Source organism: Psychroserpens citreus (assembly GCF_055686305.1).
In genome coordinates this window covers 986,264-1,009,196 of record NZ_CM145999.1, presented here as the reverse complement: position 1 = coordinate 1,009,196, position 22,933 = coordinate 986,264, and the positions used below count along the sequence as shown (strand labels likewise).

The following is a 22,933-nucleotide window of genomic DNA, read 5'->3' as shown; positions in this document are numbered from 1 at the left end:
TGTTTTAATTATTATTTAATAATCAGATTTAAAAACTGTCTCTATTTTTAATGCGCCTCCAACCAATTAACACCAATATCTAAATCCACATCAAGAGGCACGTCTAGTGTGTAAGCATTTTCCATTTCCGTTTTGATAAGGGTTTTTAAAGTCTCAAGTTCAGGTTTGTAGACATCAAATACCAATTCATCATGTACTTGTAGTAGCATCTTTGATTTGTAGTCGCCTGCTTTTAGCTTGTCATGAATCTTAATCATGGCAATTTTGATGATATCAGCAGCACTACCTTGTATTGGAGCGTTTACCGCATTTCGCTCAGCAGCTCCACGAACCACAGCATTGCGTGAGTTGATGTCTTTTAAATAACGACGACGTCCTAAAATGGTTTGTACATAACCATTATCTCTGGCAAAATCAACTTGCTCACCCATATAAGCTCTCAATTTTGGATAGGTCTCATAATAGGTGTCAATGAGTTCTTTAGCTTCGCTTCGCGATAAATCGGTTTGGTTACTTAAGCCAAACGCAGAAACTCCATAAATAATTCCGAAGTTAACCGTTTTCGCATTACTACGTTGCTCACGAGTCACTTCTGAAATCGGAACATTAAACACTCGAGATGCTGTAGAGGCATGAATATCTTCTCCTTGTTTAAAAGCTTCTATCATGGTTTCCTCTTTGCTTAGTGCAGCAATGATTCTAAGTTCTATTTGCGAATAATCGGCAGCGAGTAAAGTGTAGTCTTCGTTTCTTGGTACAAAGGCCTTACGAACTTGTCGACCACGTTCGGTACGAATTGGGATGTTCTGCAAATTCGGATTATTACTACTTAATCGTCCTGTGGCTGCAACGGTTTGCATATAATCGGTATGCACACGATGTGTCGTTTCATCGACTTGTAAAGGTAAAGCATCGACATAGGTGCTTTTCAGTTTGGCGAGTCCGCGATATTCTAAAATATCACGAATAATTTTATGGTCTTTGGCGAGATAACTTAGTACATCTTCAGAGGTAGAATACTGTCCAGTCTTGGTTTTTTTAGGCTTATCAACCAGTTTCATTTTTTCAAATAAAATCACACCTAATTGCTTTGGTGAAGCAATATTGAATTCTTCGCCTGCGGCATCATAGATACTCTTTTCGAGATTGGCAATATCTGTATTCAGTTCTTCAGAAAGCGAATTCAAAAAATCTTTATCTAAATTGATACCTTCCAATTCCATTGTGGCTAACACACGCAGCAATGGTATTTCAATCTCATCAAATAGTTGTTGCGTATTGGCTTCTCCTAATTCCTTTTCGAAATGCTCCTTAAGCTGCAAGGTAATATCAGCATCTTCAACAGCATATTCAGTTTGTTTGTCTAAAGGGACGTCTCGCATCGATAATTGATTCTTCCCTTTTTTGCCAATCAATTCTGTAATAGAAATCGGTGTGTAATTCAGATACGTTTCCGCGAGCACATCCATATTATGTCGCATATCAGGATTAATGAGGTAATGCGCTAACATGGTGTCAAAGAGTTTGCCTTTGACGTCAATATTGTATTTGGCCAAGACCTTGATATCGTATTTTAAGTTCTGACCAATTTTTTCAATATGTTCACTTTCAAAAAACGGACGCAAGACTTCGATGAGGTCTTGTGCTTCATGTTTATCTTCTGGAAATGGGATATAAAACCCTTTGCCAGCTTCCCATGAAAAGGCAATGCCTACAAGTTCTGCAGTTAACGGATTAAGACTTGTTGTTTCCGTATCGAAACAAACAGCAGATTGATTTAATAAATTATTGACAAATAATTTCGTTGCCATACCTGAAGCAACACTCTGATAAAAGTGAGAGGTGTTTTCGGCAGTTTGTCGCGTATACTCTGAAGCAGTTTCTGTGCTATCCGAATCATCGCCACCAAATAATGAGAATTGTCCAGCTCCAGCCGATTTTTGTTGTTTAGGCGTTGCTTTTAGTTTTGATGAAGACTTCTCGGCAGAGCCTGTGCTGAGCGCAGTCGAAGTACTCGAAGTCGCAGTAGAAGTTTCAGTAGCAAATGTTTTTAGGAAATTATCGGTTAATCTACGGAATTCGAGATTCTGAAATATTTCTTTGACTTTGTCAACATCTGGATGATCAAGTTTAAAATCTTTTGCGTCAAAGGTTACAGGGACATCCAACATAATAGTTGCCAATTTTTTTGAAAGCAACCCTAATTCGCCATTAGCTTCTACTTTCTCTTTCATCTTGCCTTTAAGTTCATGCGTATTAGCTAACAAGCCTTCCATACTGCCATAAGCTGCTAAAAATTTCTTGGCTGTTTTTGGTCCAACGCCTGGTAATCCAGGAATATTATCTGAGGCATCTCCCATCATACCTAAATAATCAATGACTTGCAGTGGGTCTTTGACTTCAAATTTCTCTTGAACTTCTGGTATTCCCCAAGTTTCGTAGCCACCTCCAAATACTGGTCGGTACATAAAAATGTTATCAGTCACGAGTTGCGCAAAATCCTTGTCTGGTGTGACCATAAAGGTCTTGTAGCCTTCTTTTTCGGCTTGACGTGATAAGGTTCCAATAACATCATCGGCTTCAAATCCTTCCTTGTATATAATTGGGATATGCATAGCTTTCAATATCTCATAGATATATGGCACTGCGGTTTTGATACCTTCAGGAGTTTCATCACGATTGGCTTTATATTCTTGATACATTTCAACCCGATCCACACTTCCGCCTTTGTCAAAACAGACGGCTAAATGATCTGGTCGCTCACGTTTAATTACATCTAACAAAGAATTCATAAATCCCATAATTGCTGAGGTGTCCTCACCTTTAGAATTGATTCTTGGGTTTTTAATAAAAGCATAATACCCACGAAAAATTAGGGCATAGGCATCGACAAGAAATAAACGTTTTTGGTCTGACATAGGTAATGATATTACTAGTTGGAATTACATGTCACCTCGAGCGCAGTCTAGAGGTTGTTTTTAGTTCAAATTATTCTCAATTGCGCTTGAACAGACACGTGTCTCAAAACTACAAAAACTTATGCGTTTAATTGGAACAAATTGAACTACAATTTGTAAATTTCCGAAGTAAAAATATAACGCATGATACATTTTTCGATAGCTATTCATGGAGGTGCAGGAACTTTAGTGAAAGGCATGATGACTCCAGAGTTGGAAGCTAAATATAAACAAGATTTAAAGATTGCATTAGATGCAGGATACCAGCTTTTAGAAGCTGGGAAAACAGCTGTGGACGCTGTTGAAATTGCTGTTAAACTCTTAGAAGATTCGCCCTTATTCAATGCAGGGAGAGGGTCGGTGTTTACGGCGACCGAATCTCATGAAATGGATGCGAGTATTATGGATGGCAACACTTTAAATGCCGGAGCAGTGAGTTTGATTAGCGGAATCAAAAATCCAGTGAGTTTAGCTCGTGATGTTATGGAAAACAGTGAGCATGTGTTTTTAGCAGGTGAAGGCGCCATGCAATTTGCTGAAGAATTAAATTATAAGCTTGAGGATGAGGCCTATTTTTTTGATGAATTTCGTCACAAGCAATGGTTAGAGATAAAAGACACTGATAGTTTTCAGTTAGATCATTCAACAAAGAAGGATTCGAAATTTGGAACTGTTGGCGCTGTGGCATGCGATCAAGATGGTAACATTGCCGCGGCAACATCTACAGGAGGTATGACTAATAAAAAATGGGGACGTGTTGGTGATAGTCCGATGATTGGTGCAGGAAACTATGCTAATAATAAAACCTGTGCGGTATCTTGTACTGGAAGTGGAGAGTTCTTTATTAGAGGTGTTGTGGCTTATGATGTGTCTTGTTTGATGGAGCACAAGGGATTGAGTTTACAAAAGGCTTCGGAAGAAGTTATCCATAAACGTATTCTAGAAATTAAAGGTGATGGAGGCTTAATTGCTGTAGATGCCAAAGGGAATATCGCAATGCCGTTTAATACTGAAGGGATGTATCGAGCAAGTAAAACGTCTGAAGGAAAAGAAGAAATTTCAATTTACAAATTATGATAGTTAAGCATTTAGGACATACAGATTTTGAAAGTATTATGGAATGCTTTCTGTCTGCGTTTGCGAACTATTTCGTTACCATGCCTACAGATCATAATTTTTATAAAGAACGTTGGAAAGCTGCAAGGGTAAACTTTAATCTATCATATGGTATGTTTGATAATAACCAATTAGTTGGCTTTATTATTCATGCTATTGACGAACGTCATGGCGAACACATTGCATTTAATACTGGAACAGGTGTGATACCTGAATATAGAGGAAAAAAAATAGTAAAAACTATTTATGAGTATGCCATTCCAAATTTAAAGCGTCATGGGATAACAAAAAGTGTGCTTGAAGTGATTACAGATAATGAAAAAGCAATTAAGGCCTACAAAGGTGTTGGTTTTAAAATATGTAAGACCTTTAAATGTTTTAGTGGTGAATTATCTATCTCTGAAAGTCAGATGCAAGTCGAAGATGTCCCTTTTGAGAACATTGCTTGGGAAGACATACCTAATCAAGATGTTTATTCTTGGGACTTTCATCATAGGTGTTTGAAAGATGGAACATCAAAGTTTTATAATGTCTACTACAACAATAGTTTAGAGTCATTCTTTTCTATAAAACCTGATGGAACAATAAACCAGTTAGAGGTGTTTACTACTGAAAATGGCCAATGGGAACGTTTACTATCAGCTGTTCAATCTGTAAAAAAGCAGGTAAGAATTATCAATGTTGATGATCGATTGAATGCTAAACTCAACGCTCTAGAGCACGCAGGTTTAAACAATACAGTAAACCAATACGAAATGGAATTTAGTTTAACGTAAAATTAAATAAAAGGTGCTTCAATTGGAAGAACTGTTACCTTTCGATTCTTAATATCATACTTATCGCCATTAGATAATACATGAACAGTGAGATTAGCCATTGTCATTGGTGTACCTTCTTTAAGCACGTCTTCGTTATTGTGTGTCAGTGTGCTTCCGTCAAAAACAATGACCATTCCAGAACCAATAATAGTACAATCGTTTCCGTTTTTGATAATCAATCCAGTGTCCTCAGCTAGGCCTAATCCAACCAAATTTGGGTGTTTAGCAATAGCCTCACTTTGTCTTCCAAAGCGTCCACGTTTTATAAAATGGGTATCGATAATCAAACTTGGAATTAAACTTAATCCTTTGTACATGGCAACAGCACCTTTAATAAAAGATTCGGCGGCACTGCCTCCCGCAATCATTTCATTAGACATGGCCATTGCGCCTGCACTTGTTCCTGCAATTACAAATCCTTCATCATTTTTATAACGCTCCGATAAAATAGTATGAATAGATGTACCACCAATTTTATCAGTGATTTTTGATTGGTTTCCGCCAGAAAACATGACACAATCTGCGGATTTGATAAGGTCTATAGCGTTTTGTTTTTCAGAATCTTCTTTACTGCGAATGTCCAAAACGGTTACATCAGTACACCCTAAAGTTTTAAATGCAGACAAGTAATTATCTCCTACTTCTTCAGGAATACTAGATGCCGTTGGAATAACGACAATTTTAGAATTAACACCACCAGCTTCACGAACGACATGGTACAAAATACCTTCATCAATAAATTCTAAGGTGTACATTTCATTGTCTTCTAAACCTTTATCTTCATTTCCGCCAATGGGAATAAGCGTTCCTTTAATCTGCTGCATAAAACTTTCCTGTAGATTGAATATTGGACAAAAATAAACTAATTTTTTTATTGAAAAATGTTATATTTATAATCTTTTCACTTAAAAACCAACCCTATGGAAATACGCAGCATAAATGCAATGAGAGGACCAAATTATTGGTCTGTGAGACGACATAAATTAATAGTCATGGTATTAGACCTTCAAGAAATGGAAGAATCACCTTCAAATAAAGTTGATGGCTTTTACGATCGATTGAAAGCCATGTTTCCTGGAATGTATGAGCATCGCTGCTCTGTTGGAGAGCCAGGAGGATTCTTCCAACGTGTGGAAGAAGGTACTTGGATGGGACATATCATTGAACATATAGCATTAGAAATACAAACGCTTGCTGGCATGGATGTTGGTTTTGGTAGAACAAGAGGTTATGGAGAGGAAGGTGTTTATAATGTGGTGTTTGCTTATATGGAAGAATCTGTAGGGCGCTATGCCGCAAAGGCTTCTGTGAGAATATGTGAGGCTTTAATCGCTGGTGAAGACTACGATTTATCTGAAGATATTCAGGAAATGCGTGAGCTTCGTGAATCTGATCGCTTAGGGCCAAGTACAGGATCAATAGTCGCTGAAGCCGAAGCTAGAGGTATTCCTTGGATACGATTAAATAAATATTCTTTATGCCAACTTGGCTATGGTGCAAATCAAAAACGTATTCAAGCCACAGTAACAAGTGAAACTAGTAGTATTGGTGTAGAGTTGGCTTGTGATAAAGAAGATACTAAATATTTATTAGAGCAAGCTGAAGTTGAAGTACCAAGGGGTGATATTATTCGTCGCGAAAGAAGCTTAGAAGATGCTTGCCGCTATGTAGGTTATCCTCTAGTAATTAAACCTATTGATGGTAACCATGGTCGTGGAATTACAGTAGATATTCAAAATTATGACGATGCACTTGTAGCGTTTAGACATGCTAAAGATAGTTCTCGCAGTGGAGCTATTATAGTGGAAAAGTTTATTGTAGGTGAAGATTATAGATTATTAGTCATAAATAATAAATTAGTAGCCGGAGCCATTCGAACACCAGCACATGTGATTGGTGATGGCAAATCTACTGTTCAAGAACTTATTGATGAAGTTAATAGAGATCCTCGTCGTGGTTTTGGGCATGAAAAAGTGCTTACTCAAATTACAACTAATGAGTTAACTAAAACGATTATTAAAGATGCAGGTTATACTTTAGATTCCGTTATTTCTGAGGGAGAACGATTGGTTTTAAAGGATACTGCTAATCTCAGTACTGGAGGAACTGCTGAAGATATTACCGATATTATTCATCCAGCAAATGTCTCAATGGCCGAACGCATCTCTAAAATTATAGATCTTGATATTTGCGGTATAGATATCATGACAACAGATATATCTAAACCGTTGTCTGAAACTGGAGGTGCCGTATTAGAAGTTAATGCTGGACCAGGATTTAGAATGCATTTGGCACCAACTACTGGTTTGCCGCGTAATGTTGCTGCACCTGTTATTGATAAATTATTCCCTCAAAAAGGAGACACTGGACGAATTCCTATCGTAGCAATAACTGGAACAAATGGAAAAACAACAACATCACGTTTAATATCCCATATTGCCAAAATGAAAGGCTATCGTGTTGGTTATACTACTAGTGATGGTGTGTATATTCAAAACAGACTATTAATGACAGGAGATTGTACTGGACCATCGAGTGCAGAATTTGTTCTTAAAGATCCAACAGTAAATTTTGCAGTTTTAGAATGTGCAAGAGGTGGATTATTAAGAGCTGGTTTAGGGTTCAAAAAGTGCGATGTTGCTGTGGTAACCAATGTAGCAGCAGATCATCTTGGATTAAAAGGGATTCATACTGTCGAGCAATTAGCCAAAGTAAAAGGTGTAGTACCAGAAACAGTATTACCTGATGGCTATGCCATATTAAATGCTGATGATGATTTGGTTTATGATATGCGACGAAGTGTAGATTGTAATGTAGCACTATTTTCTATGGATGAAAATAATCCAAGAATAAAAGCCTTACAACGTTTACATGGTATAACAGCTGTTTATGAAAATGGATATGTAACCATATGTAGAGGGGAATGGAAAATGAGAATTATGAAGGCCGAAAATATTCCATTAACGTATGGAGGAAAGGCAAAATTTATGATTCAAAACGTATTGGCTGGAATACTTGCAGCACATGTACAAGGTATTAGTATTGAAGATATGAAAGCTGGTTTAGAAACCTTCATTCCTTCGGCAGCACAAACTCCTGGGCGATTAAATTTATTCGAATTTAATGACTTTACTATTCTGTTAGATTATGCACATAATGCAGCAGGGATGAGAGCACTCCAGAAATTTACTGATGAATTAGAGGCTACAGTAAAAGTTGGTATTATTGCTGGAATTGGAGATAGACGTGTTGAAGATAATAATGAAATGGGAGCTATTGCAGCCGAAATGTTTGATGAAATCATTATTCGTCAGGATAAACGTTTAAGAGGTAAAACGGAAGAGGAATTAATTAAAATGCTTGATGATGGTATTAAATCTAAGGATCCTAATAAGAAAACGACTATTATTCCATCTGAAAAAGAAGCAATTACCTATGCCGTTAAGAATGCTGTAAAAGGGTCGCTAATTATATTATGTAGTGATGTCATTCCAGATGCTTTAGACTTAGTTAAGACATTTAAAGACAAAGAAGCTAAAGGAGAATTGATCTTTTCTGAATAGTTTTTAGAGCATAATCATAAAAAAACCCGAAACATAATGTTTCGGGTTTTTAATTTTGTTGTATTTAGATTAGCAAAGTTTAATTGTTTTTACTTTAATCTGTAAACTTTTTCTATAAGCTTTAATACTTATAATCTCATTGCTCTTCTTTTTGTTTATCTTTAATAATTGTGCTTTAACAGCAGAATTAGAAGTAGTCTCTTTTTTTATTTTTTGAGTTTCTGTAGTCTTTTCGATTACAGTTTCTATAGTATCGCTATTTTTGATATCTACATTAGTGTCCTGTCCCATCGCAAGGATTGGTAATAATGTAAAGGCTAATATTGTTAATACTTTTTTCATAATCTTAGAGGGATTTTTGTTGTTAAACTCAGGTCAAAGAAACACAAGATTAGAGGTGAAAATGAATATATTAGATAAAACGGTCGATTTTTAGTTAAGATGAAAACGTTCGTAAAAAACATCGATGAAATGCATGAAAACGGCTTGCAGCCCAATAAAAACGTTAAGGATTAAATGACAGATTATTCAGATAACAGGTATTCAGAACTATTTAATAAGCAAAAATCTAATCAATTTGCGATAGGTAGGACAACATATAAAGAGCGAATTAAAAAATTAAAGGCTCTACAGGTTGCCATAGAAAAAACTTATCGACAAGAATTAACGGAAGCCATGTATCAAGATTTTAGAAAGCCTAAAATTGAAGTAGACCTCACAGAAATCTATTTGGTGGTTAAAGAAATCAAGTATGCTATTTCTAATTTAAAATCATGGTTGAAAAAGCAGCGTGTTGATACACCACTTACATTATTAGGCACATCATCTTATATCACTTATGAGCCTAAAGGAGTTTGTTTAATCATTTCACCATGGAATTACCCAATAACTTTAACTTTCGGACCCTTAGTATCGGCTATTGCCTCCGGGAATACTGTGATTTTAAAACCTTCGGAAATGACGCCAAATACATCAGCTGTTATGGCGAAACTAGTTAAATCATTATTTAGCGAAGATGAGGTTGCATTAGTTGAAGGAGAAGTTGAAGTATCACAAGAATTATTAAAATTACCTTTTAATCATATCTTTTTTACAGGGTCTCCATCGGTTGGGAAGATTGTGATGTCTGCTGCAGCAAAGCATTTGACATCAGTAACTTTGGAGTTGGGAGGAAAGTCGCCTACCATAATTCACGAGTCCACTAACCTAAATGCTGCTATCAAGAATTTAGTCTGGGGAAAATTCTTAAATAATGGACAAACCTGTATTGCACCAGACTATGTATTAGTTCATGAGTCTATTAAGGAAGCTTTTATTCAAGCATTTAAATCCAAGGTATTAGAGTATTATTCAGAGCATCCTGAAGCGTCAGAGTCCTATAGTCGCGTAGTCAATACAAAGCACTTTCAGCGACTCGTGTCGAGTATAGAAAATGCTAAAGACAATAACGCTATAATTGAATTAGGAGGAGATTATGATGATGCATCAAGCTATATAGCACCAACGCTTTTGTCAAATCTATCAGATGATGCAATTCTAATGAATGATGAAGTTTTTGGCCCAATACTTCCGATTAAAACCTATAAAACCATTGATGAGGTAGTAGGTTATATCAATTCGAAAGAAAAACCATTAGCATTGTACATCTACGCGCGTAATAAAAGGGTCATCAATACCATCATTAAGAACACTAGAGCTGGTAGTACTTGTGTTAATAGTAATGCCTTGCAGTATTCTAACCATTATTTACCTTTTGGAGGGTCTAATAATAGTGGTATTGGAAAAGCGCATGGATTTTTTGGATTTCAGGAGTTTTCAAATGCACGTTCGGTATTAAAACGACATACTGTTGGACCTTTATATTTACTATTTCCACCGTATAATAGGTTTAAGGAAAAAATAGCCAACCTCGCTATTAAGTGGTTTTAAAAAAAGCCGCTCCCTACGAACGACTTTTTTAAAAAAACATAATTGAACATACTAATTCCCTTCAATTAGTTATTTTATTCTTTCAATTTCAAAATAGCTTAATATGGGATCATTTGTCGATATGAAAACCCCTTCGTTGCCATCACTAAATATTTCAATATAATCTCCATTACTCAAATTTGCTAAGGTTGATATAGATCTCACTAGCCTAATATTTGTGCTTGATGATGGAGGAACCTGATCATATCTGACACTGCTTATTTTAGCTCCATTTACATAAATACTTATTCCGTATTCTCTTGGACTACTTGAACTAGATATAGACTCATTAAGTATGGTATATTGTGCTGAAATACGGTAAATTCCATCTTCGGATACATTAAATCTGGTATCAGTAGTGCTAAAATTATTATTAGTGTCAAATACAATAGTGTTAAAATTAACCTTAGTATTAAATCCAAGCGACTGTCCTGTTGCTAATCTTATTTTTGCAACTGCATAATTAGAAGAATTGTTTATCAATGTATTTGCATCTACAAAATTAACTTGACCAGCACCATCAGTTGCCATGACTTGATTTGCTGTACCATCTTGAGCTGGTAAGATGTATCTGTTGGCTGTTGTATTACCAAATGAAGAACGACCAATAAAATAACCTGCAAATCCATTATCTGTAGTTACAGAAGAATGTACACCATATTCAATACCTGTAGAATTTGTGCCTATCGATGTTTTTAGCCCATATAGATTAAATGTTCCAGCTTCAAATGTGGAAAGATTTGTTTGTATATTTCCAAGTGTATAAGAGGTGGCAATTGAAGATTTTGTTTGTAATATGAAACCACTTATAATATCTACGTTTAAACCGTTATTTCTGTCTCCATTATGGCTAATTGACATTACTGGGAAATTAATATCATTATTCCCCATTCTTATTTGACTTAAATTAGATAATGAATTGATTCCAATTTTATAATTTGTATCAGAGGTCAAGCCAACACTAATGTCACCACTACTGTGAAACCTAAAGGCTTCTGTTCCATTAGCAGAATATGCAACAGATGAATTAATAGGACTAAAGAAACCTGTGTCATCATCGGTAAACCGTACGCTTGGATCTGTTGTTGTTCCATTATCAAATTGTATTTCATTCATTCTAGTATCGCCAGCAGGATCCATTATGTAATTAACATTGTCCCAATCTATAATTCTATTACTTATATATAAATCGTTGTTTGTGCCAGAAGTGTTACCAATATAGACATCTCCATTTTGACGTTCTATATCAGTGCCAACTACAGTCCAATCATCATCTGAACTATGTATTGGTGTCCAAGATGTTGTGGAATGATTCCAATAATAAAATCCTTTACCAGAAAAGCTATTGCCCGTGTAGAAAACCATCATACCATCTTGATCTAGGGTCATAGCGCTTGGAATTGTTAAGTTTGAAACACGAGGAATTAATATACCATCTGTATTTAATGGAGAACCAGTATTAGAAGCCGAAATGTCTAACTGAGCATTGGGATTTGTATTGCCAATACCTACTTGAGCTACAGAAGATAAGCTTAAAAAAGTAAAACAGCATAGAACTAAAATTCGTTTCATAACTTAAAATTTAAATAGCAATCTGTTAAGCAAATACCTTATATTTAAATAAGGATGATTTGCGTAAATACATATTGTATTGATTAATAGCTAATTAAATTTACAGGTATCACAACATATGCACAATGTATTTTTAGTGAATGCTAGGAAATTTTTAGTAAACTTTAAAAAGGGTTAAAAATCAGGTGATAATAATTATTCGAGATTTTGTTTTAAAATAGGACGCTGTGATGCACTTAAAGGTATTGATAAATCATCTAGATAAACCATTTTATTATTAAATGAGGTTACATGTTTCAAGTTAACTACATAAGACCGATGCGACCTTATAAAATGATCAGAGTTTAACTTTTCAAAAGTATGCTTTAATGTGTGTGGCACTAGGTATTGAGATGTTCTAGTATTTATATAACAGTAATTATCATAAGCTTGTAAGTATGTTATATCCTTTTGATTAAGCTTATGTAATCTGCCCTCATGTTTTACTAAAAAATAATCATCAGAAGTTAACGAAAAATTGTGCCATGCAAGTTCAATATTACTTCGCAATCCCGATTCTGTAAATGGTTTTACAATATAACCTAAAGGTTGCGTTACTTTTATACGCTCAATAGTTTCAGGGTCGGTTTGTGAGGTTAAATACAAGTAAGGGATGCTCATTTGGTCTAATTTTAAAGCCAAATCAATACCATCTTTTATACCTTCTAATTGAATGTCTAATAAGACTAGGTCTGGCTGAAGCATTTTTATAGCTTGTAAGGCATCGAGGAAATTATCTGAATCTCCAACTACTTTAATACCCTGTTTACGCAATGCTGTTTCAATAGTTGCACAGATAAGTGGTTCATCTTCAACAATAAATATGTTTAAATTTTTACTCAATACTGAATTTTTAAGCAACATATTTATTATTTATTTTGTTTTACGTATTTATTTAGCGAATTACTCTTATTTTTTAGTGAGTACTCGAAATAATTTATGATACAACTTGAAATCTATTAATTATTAAGGTGGCAATTGTACCTTGCGAATCCTTTCGAGGTTTAATATCTAAAGTTGCTTTTAACTTTTTTGATAAGGCTTTCATTAGTGTAATTCCAAAAGATGTATCTGTTGTTTGTGTGGATAATCCTGTTCCATTATCTACAACCTGCAATACGAGTTGATTGTTCTCTTTTTTTAAGTCAATTTTTAATATGTTATCATTAATGTCAGAATAAGCGTGTTTTATGACATTAGTAATAAGTTCATTAAGAATAAGCCCAAATGGAGTTATAGTTTCGATATTTAAAATTAGAGGGACTATGTTTAATTGTACTTGTAACAAAGATGGGTTTGATACATGACTTTCAATGATGTCATGAGTTAAATCATGAACATATTCTTGAACATTTATGCCAACCAACTCATCTTTATTGTATAGTTTTTGATGAATTAATATCATAGAACGCACTCGGTTTTCTGCCTCTTTAATAGCTATTTTTGCTTCGTTGTCATCTGCATTTTCCGATTGTAAATACAGCAAGCTAGATACCATTTGAAAACTATTTTTTACTCTATGATGAATTTCTTTGAGAAGGAGGTTTTTTTCTCCTAAAGCTGTTTCTAATAGCATTTTTTGAGTTGCTAATTTTTTGTTTTTCAATCGGTTTTTAAAGCTAAAGACGCCTAGTAATAGTGCAATACAAATTCCTGCAAGGGAAAGCACTAAATAGAGTTGCTTTTGTTTTTTATTTTTTTCGCCTTCTACTTTTAAATATTTTAATTGAGTATCTTTTTTTTCGGTTTCATACTGAGTTTCTAATTGATGGACTATATCGTCGCGTTGATTCTCTTTAATTTTTTCAAATACTGTGATATATTGATCGCGATACTCTAAAGCTTGTTGGTAATCTCCAATTGATTTATAATAATCAGCTAAATTTCTTAAAAATAAGCTTTTATTCCTTGGCCCTACTACATTCTTTAATGCCAATTTAGCTCTATTTAAAATGGGTATACTTAGCGTGTCTTTGGATACAGCTTTTAAATGTAAGAGCAAGTATAGGTTTATTTCCGAATTTGGGTTATCCGAATTTTGTTCGATAGATTTTAATAAATATGGTAAAGCTTTATTGTATTTTTCTTGTTTAGTATATAGATAACCTAAATTAGAATAAGTGGTATAATCTAATTCTCTCCTAACGTTATAATCAAAGCTTTTCTCCATGTAGAAAACGGCCTTATCTAAATGCTCTAGCGAAGAATTTACACTGCCCAAATTAATAAGGCATTTTTTGATTAATACTGAATCATTTGCTTTAATTGCTAAATTGTATGAGTTTGTATAATATTCTAAGGCTTTATCATAATTGTCTGATGTATGAAACATAACACCTAAGGAGTGATATATTGATGATGCATAATTTAAACCATTCTCTTCACAAACATAGATGCCTTTGAAATAAAACGAGCTTGCTTCATCATAATTTCCAGTAACAAGTTCATGGTATAAGCCTTTGGATTCAAAGGCGATAGCTTGGCCTAAAGGGTAGTTGTTTTTAGTAGAAATTTTTAATGCTTCATTTGCGTATATGAGCGCACTGTCATTTTCAGTAATTATATATTCCCAAGCTAAATCGGCAAATAGTTGAACCTGATCTTTATAATCTTTTACACTGTCAATCTTAGATAGCAATCGTTCTTTTTCTGTGATTTGAGAAAAGCAACAAAAGGAAATTAGAAAGGCTAAAATGACTGCAGAAACTTTCAATTGTATAATGTTGGTTTTTACAATATAAGTATTTTAAACTTTATTATAATAATCTGATTGTATTTGCTCATTCACACCATCTTGGAATTTAGTCATACTAAACCATTGATGAATTGAATAGGATCCTGTTTCTCCTTTTTTATTCACTGCAATATAGCCTACCTGGAAATCCTTAAAATTACTATTAGGTTTATTGACAATTCTACCAATAGCTTCTTCACATGCTTCTTGAGGCGATTTGCCTTGTCGCATAAGCTCTACTACTAAAAAACTTCCTACCGTTTTAACTACTTCTTCTCCTAAACCTGTAGCCACTGCTGCTCCAATTTCATTATCTACAAATAACCCAGAGCCAATAATTGGCGAGTCACCAACGCGCCCTCCCATTTTATAAGCCAAACCACTTGTAGTACACGCACCAGAAATATCACCATTTTTATCAATAGCTAGCATCCCAATGGTATCATGATTTTCGATGTTTATTATAGGTTTGTATTTGGCTTCAACTTTCCATTTTTCCCATGCTTTTTTAGAAGCTTCAGTTAGTAAGTCTTCAGGTTCAAACCCTTCAGATATTGCAAATTGTTTGGCTCCTTCACCAGCGAGCATCACATGAGGCGTGTCTTCCATCACTTTTCTTGCTACAGATACTGCATGCGTAATGTCTTTTAGGTACACCACAGCGCCACAATTTCCATGTTTATCCATGATACAAGCATCAAGTGTTACATATCCATCACGATCTGGTAATCCGCCTTTACCAACAGATTGCCCTTTTTCATTAGCTTCTTCTACCATGCAACCTTGTTCAACGGCGTCTAATGCGTTACCACCTGCTTGTAGTACTTCCATGGCTTTAGCTGTAGCATCAATGACATGCCATGTAGCAATCACTAAAGGTAGCGAAGCGGCAGTGGTATCTTCTGAAGCTAAAGCACTTTTAGTTTTTTCATTGGAAGGGCTTTGAGCACAATTTATAGCCGAACTTCCAACAGCTAGGCCTACACCAGTTAATGAGGCTTTTTTAATAAAGTGTCTTCGTTTCATATCTAATTAATCATAATTAACCCCTTGTTTGTCTAATACTGTTTTGGTTCTAAATGCATAGAATAATAAATAAGCAAAACAAGCGACTGCTATCCAGTATGACGACTGAATCGTAAACACATCAGCTAATTTACCTTGTACAGGAGGTATAATTGCACCTCCTAAAATCATCATAATAAGAAATGCAGAGCCTTGTGAAGTATATTTTCCTAGGCCAGCAATACTCAATGTAAAAATACAAGGCCACATAATTGAACAGAATAAACCACCCGATAAAAAAGCATATAATGCTAAATTTCCAGAGCTAAACAAACCAATAAGCATTCCTAAAATTCCAAGGAAGCTAAATATTTTAAGCGTCTTAACAGGGTTGTCTTTTGCTAAAAAGAACCCAGCAATTTGAACAGCAATACAAGCCGCAAAGAATAAAATTTCATTAGTTGTAAATGTACTATTAAATGAATTTGCCAATAAGATCACACCAAAAGCAATATAAGGAACAATAATGAGTAATACTTTCTTGAGGCCCTTACTTGGGTTAAATACAGTTATAGCTCCAACCCAACGTCCTATCATTAAACCGCCCCAGTATAAAGAAATGTATTTTCCAATTTCAGAATCATTTAAAATAGGTAAACCTAGAGCATTTAAGTTTGAGTTTTCTGCGCCTTGTTTTAATAGCTCCCCTAAATTACTACCAATGGTAACTTCTACACCTACGTAAGTAAATATTGCTAACATACCCAAAACTAATTGTGGGTATTTCATAGCTCCCCAACCTTCAGGTTGTTTTGAGGCCATAGAGTTAGCTAGAAATACAGCTACAATAACTGCAAAAAGGGCAATAAATAGAATGATTAATCGAGTCTGTTCTAAATCTTCTGTAACTGTTATATCGCCAGAATAGGTGCTAAAAATATATCCAAAACAACCTACTACAACTAAGGTTAATAGGATTAATAAATTACGTGCTTTATTAGCAGGTTCGAAGGCTGTCTCAGATTTTAAAGCAGGTAGTTTTTTTGAAAAATAAAATAATGCAGCGGCTATTAAAAAAAGAACACCTACACCCAAATATAGTGTTTGAACAGTAACTAAAGTAATTTTGTTATCTGTTATCATTTGTGCTAACTCATCTGTACTCCAAGTCGCAGATCCAAAAATGACAAAACTCACAACAATAGGTCCTATGGTTGTTCCAAAGGAATTAATTCCACCGGCTAAATTTAAACGATGAGAACCAGTTTTTGGATCTCCTAACGCAATTGCAAAAGGATTTGCTGCTGTTTGTTGTAATGAAAAGCCTAAACCAACAATAAATAGAGCAATAAGAACTAAATAAAACACACTTGTTTGTCCCTGTTCAGCTCCTGCAGTTGCCGGATACATTACAAATGCGCCAACTGCCGATAATAATAAACCATAAACAATTCCTGCTTTGTATCCCCAATTATTCAAAATGTCTTTTTTAATAGCACTTGACATGATAAATAGTAAAAGCGCTCCAATGTAATAGGCACCATAAAATGCAAAATCAACGAGTTGAGATTGAAATTGATCGATATTAAAATAGGTTTTACAAAATGGTATAAATACACCATTTGAAGCTGCTATAAATCCCCAGAAAAAAAAGACGGTAACTAGAGTTGCTAATGCAGACTTATTGTTTTGATTTGTCATAAGTTAGTTATTGGTTTTATAAATATACTCTAATAAGTTTATTGAATTGAAATTTCATCCACAAAAATCCAGCTCCTTCCATCGTGAGGATAACCCAAGTGCCACTCTGGAAGTTCCCCCATTTTTTTAGCAATGATTTTAATGTAGCGTATTTTATGATAAGAGGGAATACTAAATGAGATAGTTTTAATTTTTGAGCCTTCTAATGGAACAGTATTATCAATTTTAATTTTCTCAATAGTTTTAAAATCTTTACCGTTAACTGAGTACAAACATTCTACATTATTGGGTAAGAAAATCCAGCTTTTTTGATCTTCCAAAAAGTTAATATTAACCTGAGAAAAAGGCTTTATACTTCCTAAATCTACTGTAGCAATGAGATCCTCGTCCCAATAGCCTTGCCATGTGCCAGTTCTAAAATCTTGTGTGCCCATAATACCATCAATTAGAGCGTCGTTGCCACCTGCATTGTATTGGTTAGCGTATTTAGTGTCGAGTTTAATAGATAGGTTGGGATCAATCTTATAAAACTTAGTTTCTACAATGGCGCTTTTATGTCCGTTTAGTTCTGAATACACTTTTAGCGATGTAGGTTCAGAAATTTTAAAAGGTGCTTCATAAGCTTGGTAATCTCCATTATCAAAGCTGTAGAGGATAGTGGTATTTGCATCAACATTTTCTAAAGTAACTTCGGTATTGCCTTTAAAAGCTACATCACCTTTAGCAATAAATGGTGCTGGGACAATAAGGTGATCAGTGATTTCAGTTTTTGGATGCTGACGCTCACGGCTACCCCATACAGCAGGATTGTCATTCATGTAGAATTCTAAAACACCACCTTGCATAATTTCATCGTGAGTGAGATAAGTTCTATCAAGTTTGTCTCCATTAAGATAAACATATTCAATATATATGTTCTTAGTACTTAAATCATGAGTAGCAATTGTAAACGTATTACCGTTTTCTATATTTATAGTGGCTTTCTCAAATAAAGGAGCTCCAATAATATATTGATTAGAACCTGGGGTTACGGGATAAAATCCCATAGATGAAAATACATACCATGCACTCATTTGTCCGCAATCTTCATTTCCAGAAATCCCATCAGGTTCGTTAGAATACAATTCGGTTAAAATTTGATAAACTTTTTCTTGTGTTTTATGAGGTGTTCCTGCAAAGTTATATAGATAAGCCATGTGATGACTTGGTTCATTTCCATGTGCATACTGCCCTATAAGCCCAGTAATATCTGCTTGATTTCTCCCAGAAGTTTCAGCTTCGGCAGTAAATAATTTATCTAATTGAGCTTCAAGTTTATCTTTTCCACCTAAAAGATTGGTAAACCCACTTATGTCTTGAGGTACATAAAAACTGTATTGCCAAGAGTTGGCTTCTGTATAATTAAAATTTACTTCATAAGGATCAAATGGAGCGAACCATGTATTTCTAAAACGCCCTCTCATAAATTGCGTTTCAGGGTCAAAAATGTTTTTGTAGAATTGTGCTCTTTCGGTATAGATTTTATAATCTTCAGTTTTACCCATTGCCTTAGCCATTTGTGCTATGGTCCAATCGTCATAAGCATATTCTAGTGTTTTAGAGACCGATTCACTTTCTAGTTCTACAGGAATAAACCCAAATTTTTTATAAGATTCGAGACCTAATTTGTCTCTTGTGGCTGAGTGCGTCATCGCTTCGAAAGCTTTTTTAGTATCATAGCCACGAATGCCTTTTAGATAGGCATCAGAAATCACAGGTACAGCATGATATCCTATCATACAACCTGTATAATTAGCACTTAAATCCCAAATTGGCATGATGCCACCTTCATCATGTTTTGCTAAAAAGGTATTTATAAAATCATTGGTTCGTTCTTGTTCAATAATAGTATATAACGGATGTGCAGCACGATAGGTATCCCATAGAGAGAATACTGTATAGTAATCGAAATCCGTAGTTTTGTGAATTTCTAAATCCATGCCGCGATAGCGGCCATCAACATCTTGATATAGGTTTGGAGCTATCATTGTATGATATAAAGCCGTATAGAAATTTGTTTTGTAATCCTTGTTTTTAGATTGGACTACTATTTTTTCGAGTTGAGTTTCCCATGCGTTTTGAGCTTCTTTTTTAACAGCTTCAAAAGTTTTAGTCCCTATTTCTTCATGTAGGTTTTTCGTAGCTCCTTTATTATCAACAGCTGAAATCCCTACTTTAACAAATACAGGCTCATTATTTGGATTGTCAAATTCGATAGCTGCTTGTTTACTCTGAAATTTATAGTTTTTGGAAATAGTTGTTCCGTTTTCTTCGTAAGTAATGCTCTTAATAGGTTCTGAAAATTGGATTGTATAAAACAAACGCTGGTCTGTAGCCCAAGCTTTAGAATGTCTAAACCCTGATAGTGTTGAATCGTTAATTTTTTGAATTTTATAATCGAGTACTTCATCTCGATGCTCTAAGTCTAGGATGACAAATTGATTTTGCGCAGAAGGGAATTGATATTTATGAATACCGCTTCGGTAAGAGGTAGTAAGTTCAACATCAATATTTGTAGAATCTAAATGCACCTTATAGAAACCAGGTTGGGCAAATTCATTATCATGAGAAAAATGGGTTCGATAGCCAGCTTTTCCATTACTTCCACTATTAAAATTAATCGCATTTGTTGGCATCAAAAGAATATCACCATAATCACTTACGCCTGTTCCGCTGAGATGTGTATGAGAAAACCCATAGATATAAGAATCGCTATAATGATATCCAGAACAGCCATCCCAGCCATCTAGTCTCGTATCTGGGCTTAATTGCATCATCCCAAAAGGCATAGTAGCTCCTGGGTAGGTGTGGCCATGACCTCCAGTGCCAATGAATGGGTTGACATATTCAATTAATGGCTTGTCTTTTTTAGCAGTTTCAATCTTGACTCGATTAGAACAGCTAACACTCAAAAGAATTATTAAAAGGAAGAGAATGTTGGGTTTCATCTGAAATGTGATTACATTTTAAAACCTCTAAGGTAAAAATGTTTAAGCAAATTATCGCAGCTTTCATTTTAAAACCTTTAACAATTTAATAAGATTTGAGGATAGCCATATTAGTATCTTTGTGAATTAAAATTTGTATATGATTAGATTGGTGATTTTTATTTTAATCATTGGGATATTAGACTATTATGCATTCCAATCGTTAAAGACAACCATAAGAGGTAATTGGTGGTATGTTTGGTATTGGATAATAACCATTGGTATTCTAGGGAATTTTATTTTCCAGATTTTTACTTTTGACAGATCAAATGGTATTCCTTTTAGGTTTTCAGTAGCTTTTAGTTTAATCGTTTTATTCTATGTCCCTAAACTCATAATTGGTATCACATTATTAGGTGAAGATGTTTATAGGTTGAGTACTTATGTCATAAATAATTATATCAAAACACCTGTAACGGATAATGTAACTAATTACGGTAGAAGAAAGTTTATTTCTCAAATTGCGTTAGGTCTTGCCGCTATTCCTTTTGCATCTGTATTGTATGGTGTTTTTAAAGGAAAATATAATTTCAAGGTATTAAAATATACCTTGCATTTTGAAGATTTGCCAGAGGCTTTTGATGGCTATAAATTAACACAGATAAGTGATGTGCATTCTGGTAGTTTTGATAATCTTAATAAGGTGGAGTATGCTATTGATCTAGTTAATGAACAAGAATCTGATGTTATATTATTTACTGGAGACATGGTTAATAATAAGGCTGAAGAAATGATCCCTTATTTAGATATATTTAAAAAACTGAAAGCCAAAGATGGTTTATATTCTGTGTTGGGGAATCATGATTATGGAGACTATGTAAAATGGAATTCGGTTGATGATAAGAGACAAAACCTAGAAGATTTAAAAGTGATCCAGAAGGATATTGGATTTGATTTACTTCTAAATGAAAGCCGATTCATTGAAAAGGGAAAAGAGCGAATTGCTCTCATTGGTGTAGAGAATTGGGGAGCTGGAGGGTTTAAAAAAGCTGGAGATTTAAAAAAAGCATCTGCGGAAGTTCATTCAGATGATTTCAAAGTTTTATTAAGTCATGACCCATCTCATTGGGATCAAGAAGTGGTAGATGACGACTATCATTACCATCTCACATTGAGTGGTCATACACATGGCATGCAATTCGGAATTGAAATCCCTGGTTGGATTAAATGGAGCCCTGTTAAATGGAGATACAAGCATTGGGCTGGGATTTATGAAAAATTCGGACAATATATAAATGTAAATAGAGGATTTGGCTATTTAGCGTTTCCTGGACGCGTTGGAATTTGGCCTGAAGTGACTGTAATTACACTAAAAAAGTCTGTAAAAAACACGTAATGCTATGGAAATGGTATATTTACTCTGAAATTGTTTATTTTTATAAATAAGTCAGAGTGAACCTACTAGATAGGGTAATTTAAAGTATTGCCAAAAAAAATGTGTAGGTTTGTATAACAATGTTTGATTTAAAAGTTTAAACGTATGTCAAAATTTGGGGAACTTATTGATGTTGATATTCCTGTTCTGTTAGATTTTTTTACCGAATGGAATGAGCAATCTACAGCAATGCATCCTGTAATGAGAGATGTTGCTGCTGCTCTTGGTGATAAAGCCAAAGTCATTAAAATTGACGTTGATAAAAACAAAGAATTAGCTGAAGCCCTTCGTGTTAAAGGTTTGCCAACACTCATAATTTACAAAAATGGTGAGATGAAATGGAGGCATAGCGGTGAGCAAGATGCTAATACGCTCATCGGAATTGTACAGGAGTATATCTAATTGCTTTTTAAGTATTGAAAGGTAAAGATTTAAACTCAAAACCTTCTTGACTAAATTTTTCTAAAACCTTCGGAAGTGCATGCATCATACGTTTTGATGCTTTTATGCTATCATGAAATACAATGATACTACCTGTTTTACTTTTTGAAATGACATTGTTAAGACATTGCGCTTCAGAAATTGTTTTGTCCCAGTCAAAAGATAAGACATCCCACATAATGATTTGATAGCCAAGTGCTGTCAACTTCCTGCCTTGTTTGGGTTTTATTTGGCCATATGGAGGTCGAAAAAAATTTGACTTATCATAACCTTGTAACTCGATAATCTTTTGAGTTTGGATAACCTCTTTTAAATACACGTCGGTTTTTGTAGTCCAGCCTTTAACATGAGTTTGAGTATGATTACCTATGGCGTGACCATTATTAATGATATTTTGAAATATTTCAGGATGCTTTTCAATATTAGCACCAATACAAAAAAAAGTGGCTTTAGCCTTGTATTGTTTTAGTAAGTTGAGTGTCCAATCTGTAATTTCAGGTGTTGGCCCATCATCAAAAGTGAGAAATAACTCCTTTTTTGTAGTTGAGATGTCCCAAATATAATTTGGGAACATCTTCTTAGCAACTACAGGTGTCTTTACGGGAGTTAACTTCAAAA

16 protein-coding genes are annotated in these 22,933 nt (G+C 34.6%); 6 read left to right on the top strand and 10 right to left on the bottom strand.

Features of this window, described 5'->3' with window-relative positions; all coding sequences use genetic code 11:
* Positions 1–47 precede the first annotated feature (47 nt).
* Positions 48–2,918 (bottom strand): DNA polymerase I, encoded by a 2,871-nt coding sequence (polA, locus tag ACTU6T_RS04545; RefSeq protein ID WP_460220074.1) that lies wholly within the window; start codon positions 2,916–2,918, stop codon positions 48–50.
* A 183-nt stretch (positions 2,919–3,101) separates the two neighbouring features.
* Between polA and ACTU6T_RS04540 the strand changes: the two genes are divergently transcribed.
* Together ACTU6T_RS04540 and ACTU6T_RS04535 are read left to right on the top strand one after the other, a co-directional pair.
* Positions 3,102–4,034 carry an isoaspartyl peptidase/L-asparaginase family protein gene (locus tag ACTU6T_RS04540; protein ID WP_460220073.1) on the top strand — a complete coding sequence of 311 codons (933 nt, stop codon included), beginning with the start codon at positions 3,102–3,104 and terminating at the stop codon, positions 4,032–4,034.
* Positions 4,031–4,849 carry a GNAT family N-acetyltransferase gene (locus ACTU6T_RS04535; protein WP_460220072.1) on the top strand — a complete coding sequence of 273 codons (819 nt, stop codon included), beginning with the start codon at positions 4,031–4,033 and terminating at the stop codon, positions 4,847–4,849. Before ACTU6T_RS04540 ends, ACTU6T_RS04535 begins: the two co-directional genes overlap by 4 nt.
* 2 nt (positions 4,850–4,851) lie before the next feature.
* On the opposite strand, the gene ACTU6T_RS04530 is transcribed toward ACTU6T_RS04535, so the two are convergent.
* The gene (locus ACTU6T_RS04530) at positions 4,852–5,715 is read right to left on the bottom strand and encodes a cyanophycinase (RefSeq protein WP_460220071.1); all 864 of its coding nucleotides are present in this window, start codon (positions 5,713–5,715) and stop codon (positions 4,852–4,854) included.
* Positions 5,716–5,811: 96 nt separating this feature from the next.
* Here ACTU6T_RS04530 and cphA point away from each other — a divergent pair, with 96 nt between their 5' ends.
* On the top strand, positions 5,812–8,454 hold the full coding sequence (gene cphA, locus ACTU6T_RS04525) for a cyanophycin synthetase (protein WP_460220070.1): 2,643 nt from the start codon (positions 5,812–5,814) through the stop codon (positions 8,452–8,454).
* A 69-nt stretch (positions 8,455–8,523) separates the two neighbouring features.
* Here cphA and ACTU6T_RS04520 read toward each other — a convergent pair whose 3' ends face one another.
* A complete protein-coding gene (locus ACTU6T_RS04520) occupies positions 8,524–8,796 on the bottom strand; it encodes a hypothetical protein (protein WP_460220069.1) in 273 nt (90 codons plus the stop codon).
* Between the two features lie 174 nt (positions 8,797–8,970).
* Here ACTU6T_RS04520 and ACTU6T_RS04515 point away from each other — a divergent pair, with 174 nt between their 5' ends.
* On the top strand, positions 8,971–10,383 hold the full coding sequence (locus ACTU6T_RS04515; RefSeq protein ID WP_460220068.1) for an aldehyde dehydrogenase family protein: 1,413 nt from the start codon (positions 8,971–8,973) through the stop codon (positions 10,381–10,383).
* 69 nt (positions 10,384–10,452) lie between these two features.
* On the opposite strand, the gene ACTU6T_RS04510 is transcribed toward ACTU6T_RS04515, so the two are convergent.
* The 6 genes from ACTU6T_RS04510 to ACTU6T_RS04485 all read right to left on the bottom strand — a co-directional run bounded on the left by ACTU6T_RS04510 (position 10,453) and on the right by ACTU6T_RS04485 (position 20,460).
* Positions 10,453–11,994 carry a hypothetical protein gene (locus tag ACTU6T_RS04510; RefSeq protein ID WP_460220067.1) on the bottom strand — a complete coding sequence of 514 codons (1,542 nt, stop codon included), beginning with the start codon at positions 11,992–11,994 and terminating at the stop codon, positions 10,453–10,455.
* A gap of 195 nt (positions 11,995–12,189) precedes the next feature.
* Entirely contained in the window at positions 12,190–12,876 is a 687-nt protein-coding gene (locus ACTU6T_RS04505; protein WP_460220066.1) for a LytR/AlgR family response regulator transcription factor, read from the bottom strand.
* Between the two features lie 94 nt (positions 12,877–12,970).
* Positions 12,971–14,746, bottom strand: a complete 1,776-nt coding sequence (locus tag ACTU6T_RS04500) for a tetratricopeptide repeat-containing sensor histidine kinase (protein ID WP_460220065.1) — start codon at positions 14,744–14,746, stop codon at positions 12,971–12,973.
* 33 nt (positions 14,747–14,779) lie between these two features.
* On the bottom strand, positions 14,780–15,793 hold the full coding sequence (locus ACTU6T_RS04495) for a glycosylasparaginase (protein WP_460220064.1): 1,014 nt from the start codon (positions 15,791–15,793) through the stop codon (positions 14,780–14,782).
* Between the two features lie 6 nt (positions 15,794–15,799).
* Positions 15,800–17,473 (bottom strand): MFS transporter, encoded by a 1,674-nt coding sequence (locus ACTU6T_RS04490; protein WP_460220063.1) that lies wholly within the window; start codon positions 17,471–17,473, stop codon positions 15,800–15,802.
* A gap of 38 nt (positions 17,474–17,511) precedes the next feature.
* Entirely contained in the window at positions 17,512–20,460 is a 2,949-nt protein-coding gene (locus ACTU6T_RS04485) for a GH92 family glycosyl hydrolase (RefSeq protein ID WP_460220062.1), read from the bottom strand.
* Positions 20,461–20,599: 139 nt separating this feature from the next.
* On the opposite strand from ACTU6T_RS04485, the gene ACTU6T_RS04480 reads away from it, so the two are divergent.
* Together ACTU6T_RS04480 and ACTU6T_RS04475 are read left to right on the top strand one after the other, a co-directional pair.
* Entirely contained in the window at positions 20,600–21,835 is a 1,236-nt protein-coding gene (locus tag ACTU6T_RS04480; RefSeq protein WP_460220061.1) for a metallophosphoesterase, read from the top strand.
* 144 nt (positions 21,836–21,979) lie between these two features.
* The gene (locus ACTU6T_RS04475) at positions 21,980–22,276 is read left to right on the top strand and encodes a thioredoxin family protein (protein ID WP_028871703.1); all 297 of its coding nucleotides are present in this window, start codon (positions 21,980–21,982) and stop codon (positions 22,274–22,276) included.
* Between the two features lie 7 nt (positions 22,277–22,283).
* On the opposite strand, the gene ACTU6T_RS04470 is transcribed toward ACTU6T_RS04475, so the two are convergent.
* Positions 22,284–22,931, bottom strand: a complete 648-nt coding sequence (locus ACTU6T_RS04470) for a polysaccharide deacetylase family protein (protein ID WP_460220060.1) — start codon at positions 22,929–22,931, stop codon at positions 22,284–22,286.
* Positions 22,932–22,933: the final 2 nt, after the last annotated feature.

Excerpts from the sequence above, each read along its gene's own strand:
- ACTU6T_RS04475 (WP_028871703.1), top strand. The coding sequence starts at position 21,980 with ATGTCAAAATTTGGGGAACTTATTGATGTTGATATTCCTGTTCTGTTA.
- polA (WP_460220074.1), bottom strand. The coding sequence starts at position 2,918 with ATGTCAGACCAAAAACGTTTATTTCTTGTCGATGCCTATGCCCTAATT.
- ACTU6T_RS04480 (WP_460220061.1), top strand. The coding sequence starts at position 20,600 with ATGATTAGATTGGTGATTTTTATTTTAATCATTGGGATATTAGACTAT.
- ACTU6T_RS04485 (WP_460220062.1), bottom strand. The coding sequence starts at position 20,460 with ATGAAACCCAACATTCTCTTCCTTTTAATAATTCTTTTGAGTGTTAGC.
- ACTU6T_RS04495 (WP_460220064.1), bottom strand. The coding sequence starts at position 15,793 with ATGAAACGAAGACACTTTATTAAAAAAGCCTCATTAACTGGTGTAGGC.
- ACTU6T_RS04520 (WP_460220069.1), bottom strand. The coding sequence starts at position 8,796 with ATGAAAAAAGTATTAACAATATTAGCCTTTACATTATTACCAATCCTT.
- cphA (WP_460220070.1), top strand. The coding sequence starts at position 5,812 with ATGGAAATACGCAGCATAAATGCAATGAGAGGACCAAATTATTGGTCT.
- ACTU6T_RS04535 (WP_460220072.1), top strand. The coding sequence starts at position 4,031 with ATGATAGTTAAGCATTTAGGACATACAGATTTTGAAAGTATTATGGAA.
- ACTU6T_RS04540 (WP_460220073.1), top strand. The coding sequence starts at position 3,102 with ATGATACATTTTTCGATAGCTATTCATGGAGGTGCAGGAACTTTAGTG.
- ACTU6T_RS04515 (WP_460220068.1), top strand. The coding sequence starts at position 8,971 with ATGACAGATTATTCAGATAACAGGTATTCAGAACTATTTAATAAGCAA.
- ACTU6T_RS04490 (WP_460220063.1), bottom strand. The coding sequence starts at position 17,473 with ATGACAAATCAAAACAATAAGTCTGCATTAGCAACTCTAGTTACCGTC.
- ACTU6T_RS04530 (WP_460220071.1), bottom strand. The coding sequence starts at position 5,715 with ATGCAGCAGATTAAAGGAACGCTTATTCCCATTGGCGGAAATGAAGAT.
- ACTU6T_RS04510 (WP_460220067.1), bottom strand. The coding sequence starts at position 11,994 with ATGAAACGAATTTTAGTTCTATGCTGTTTTACTTTTTTAAGCTTATCT.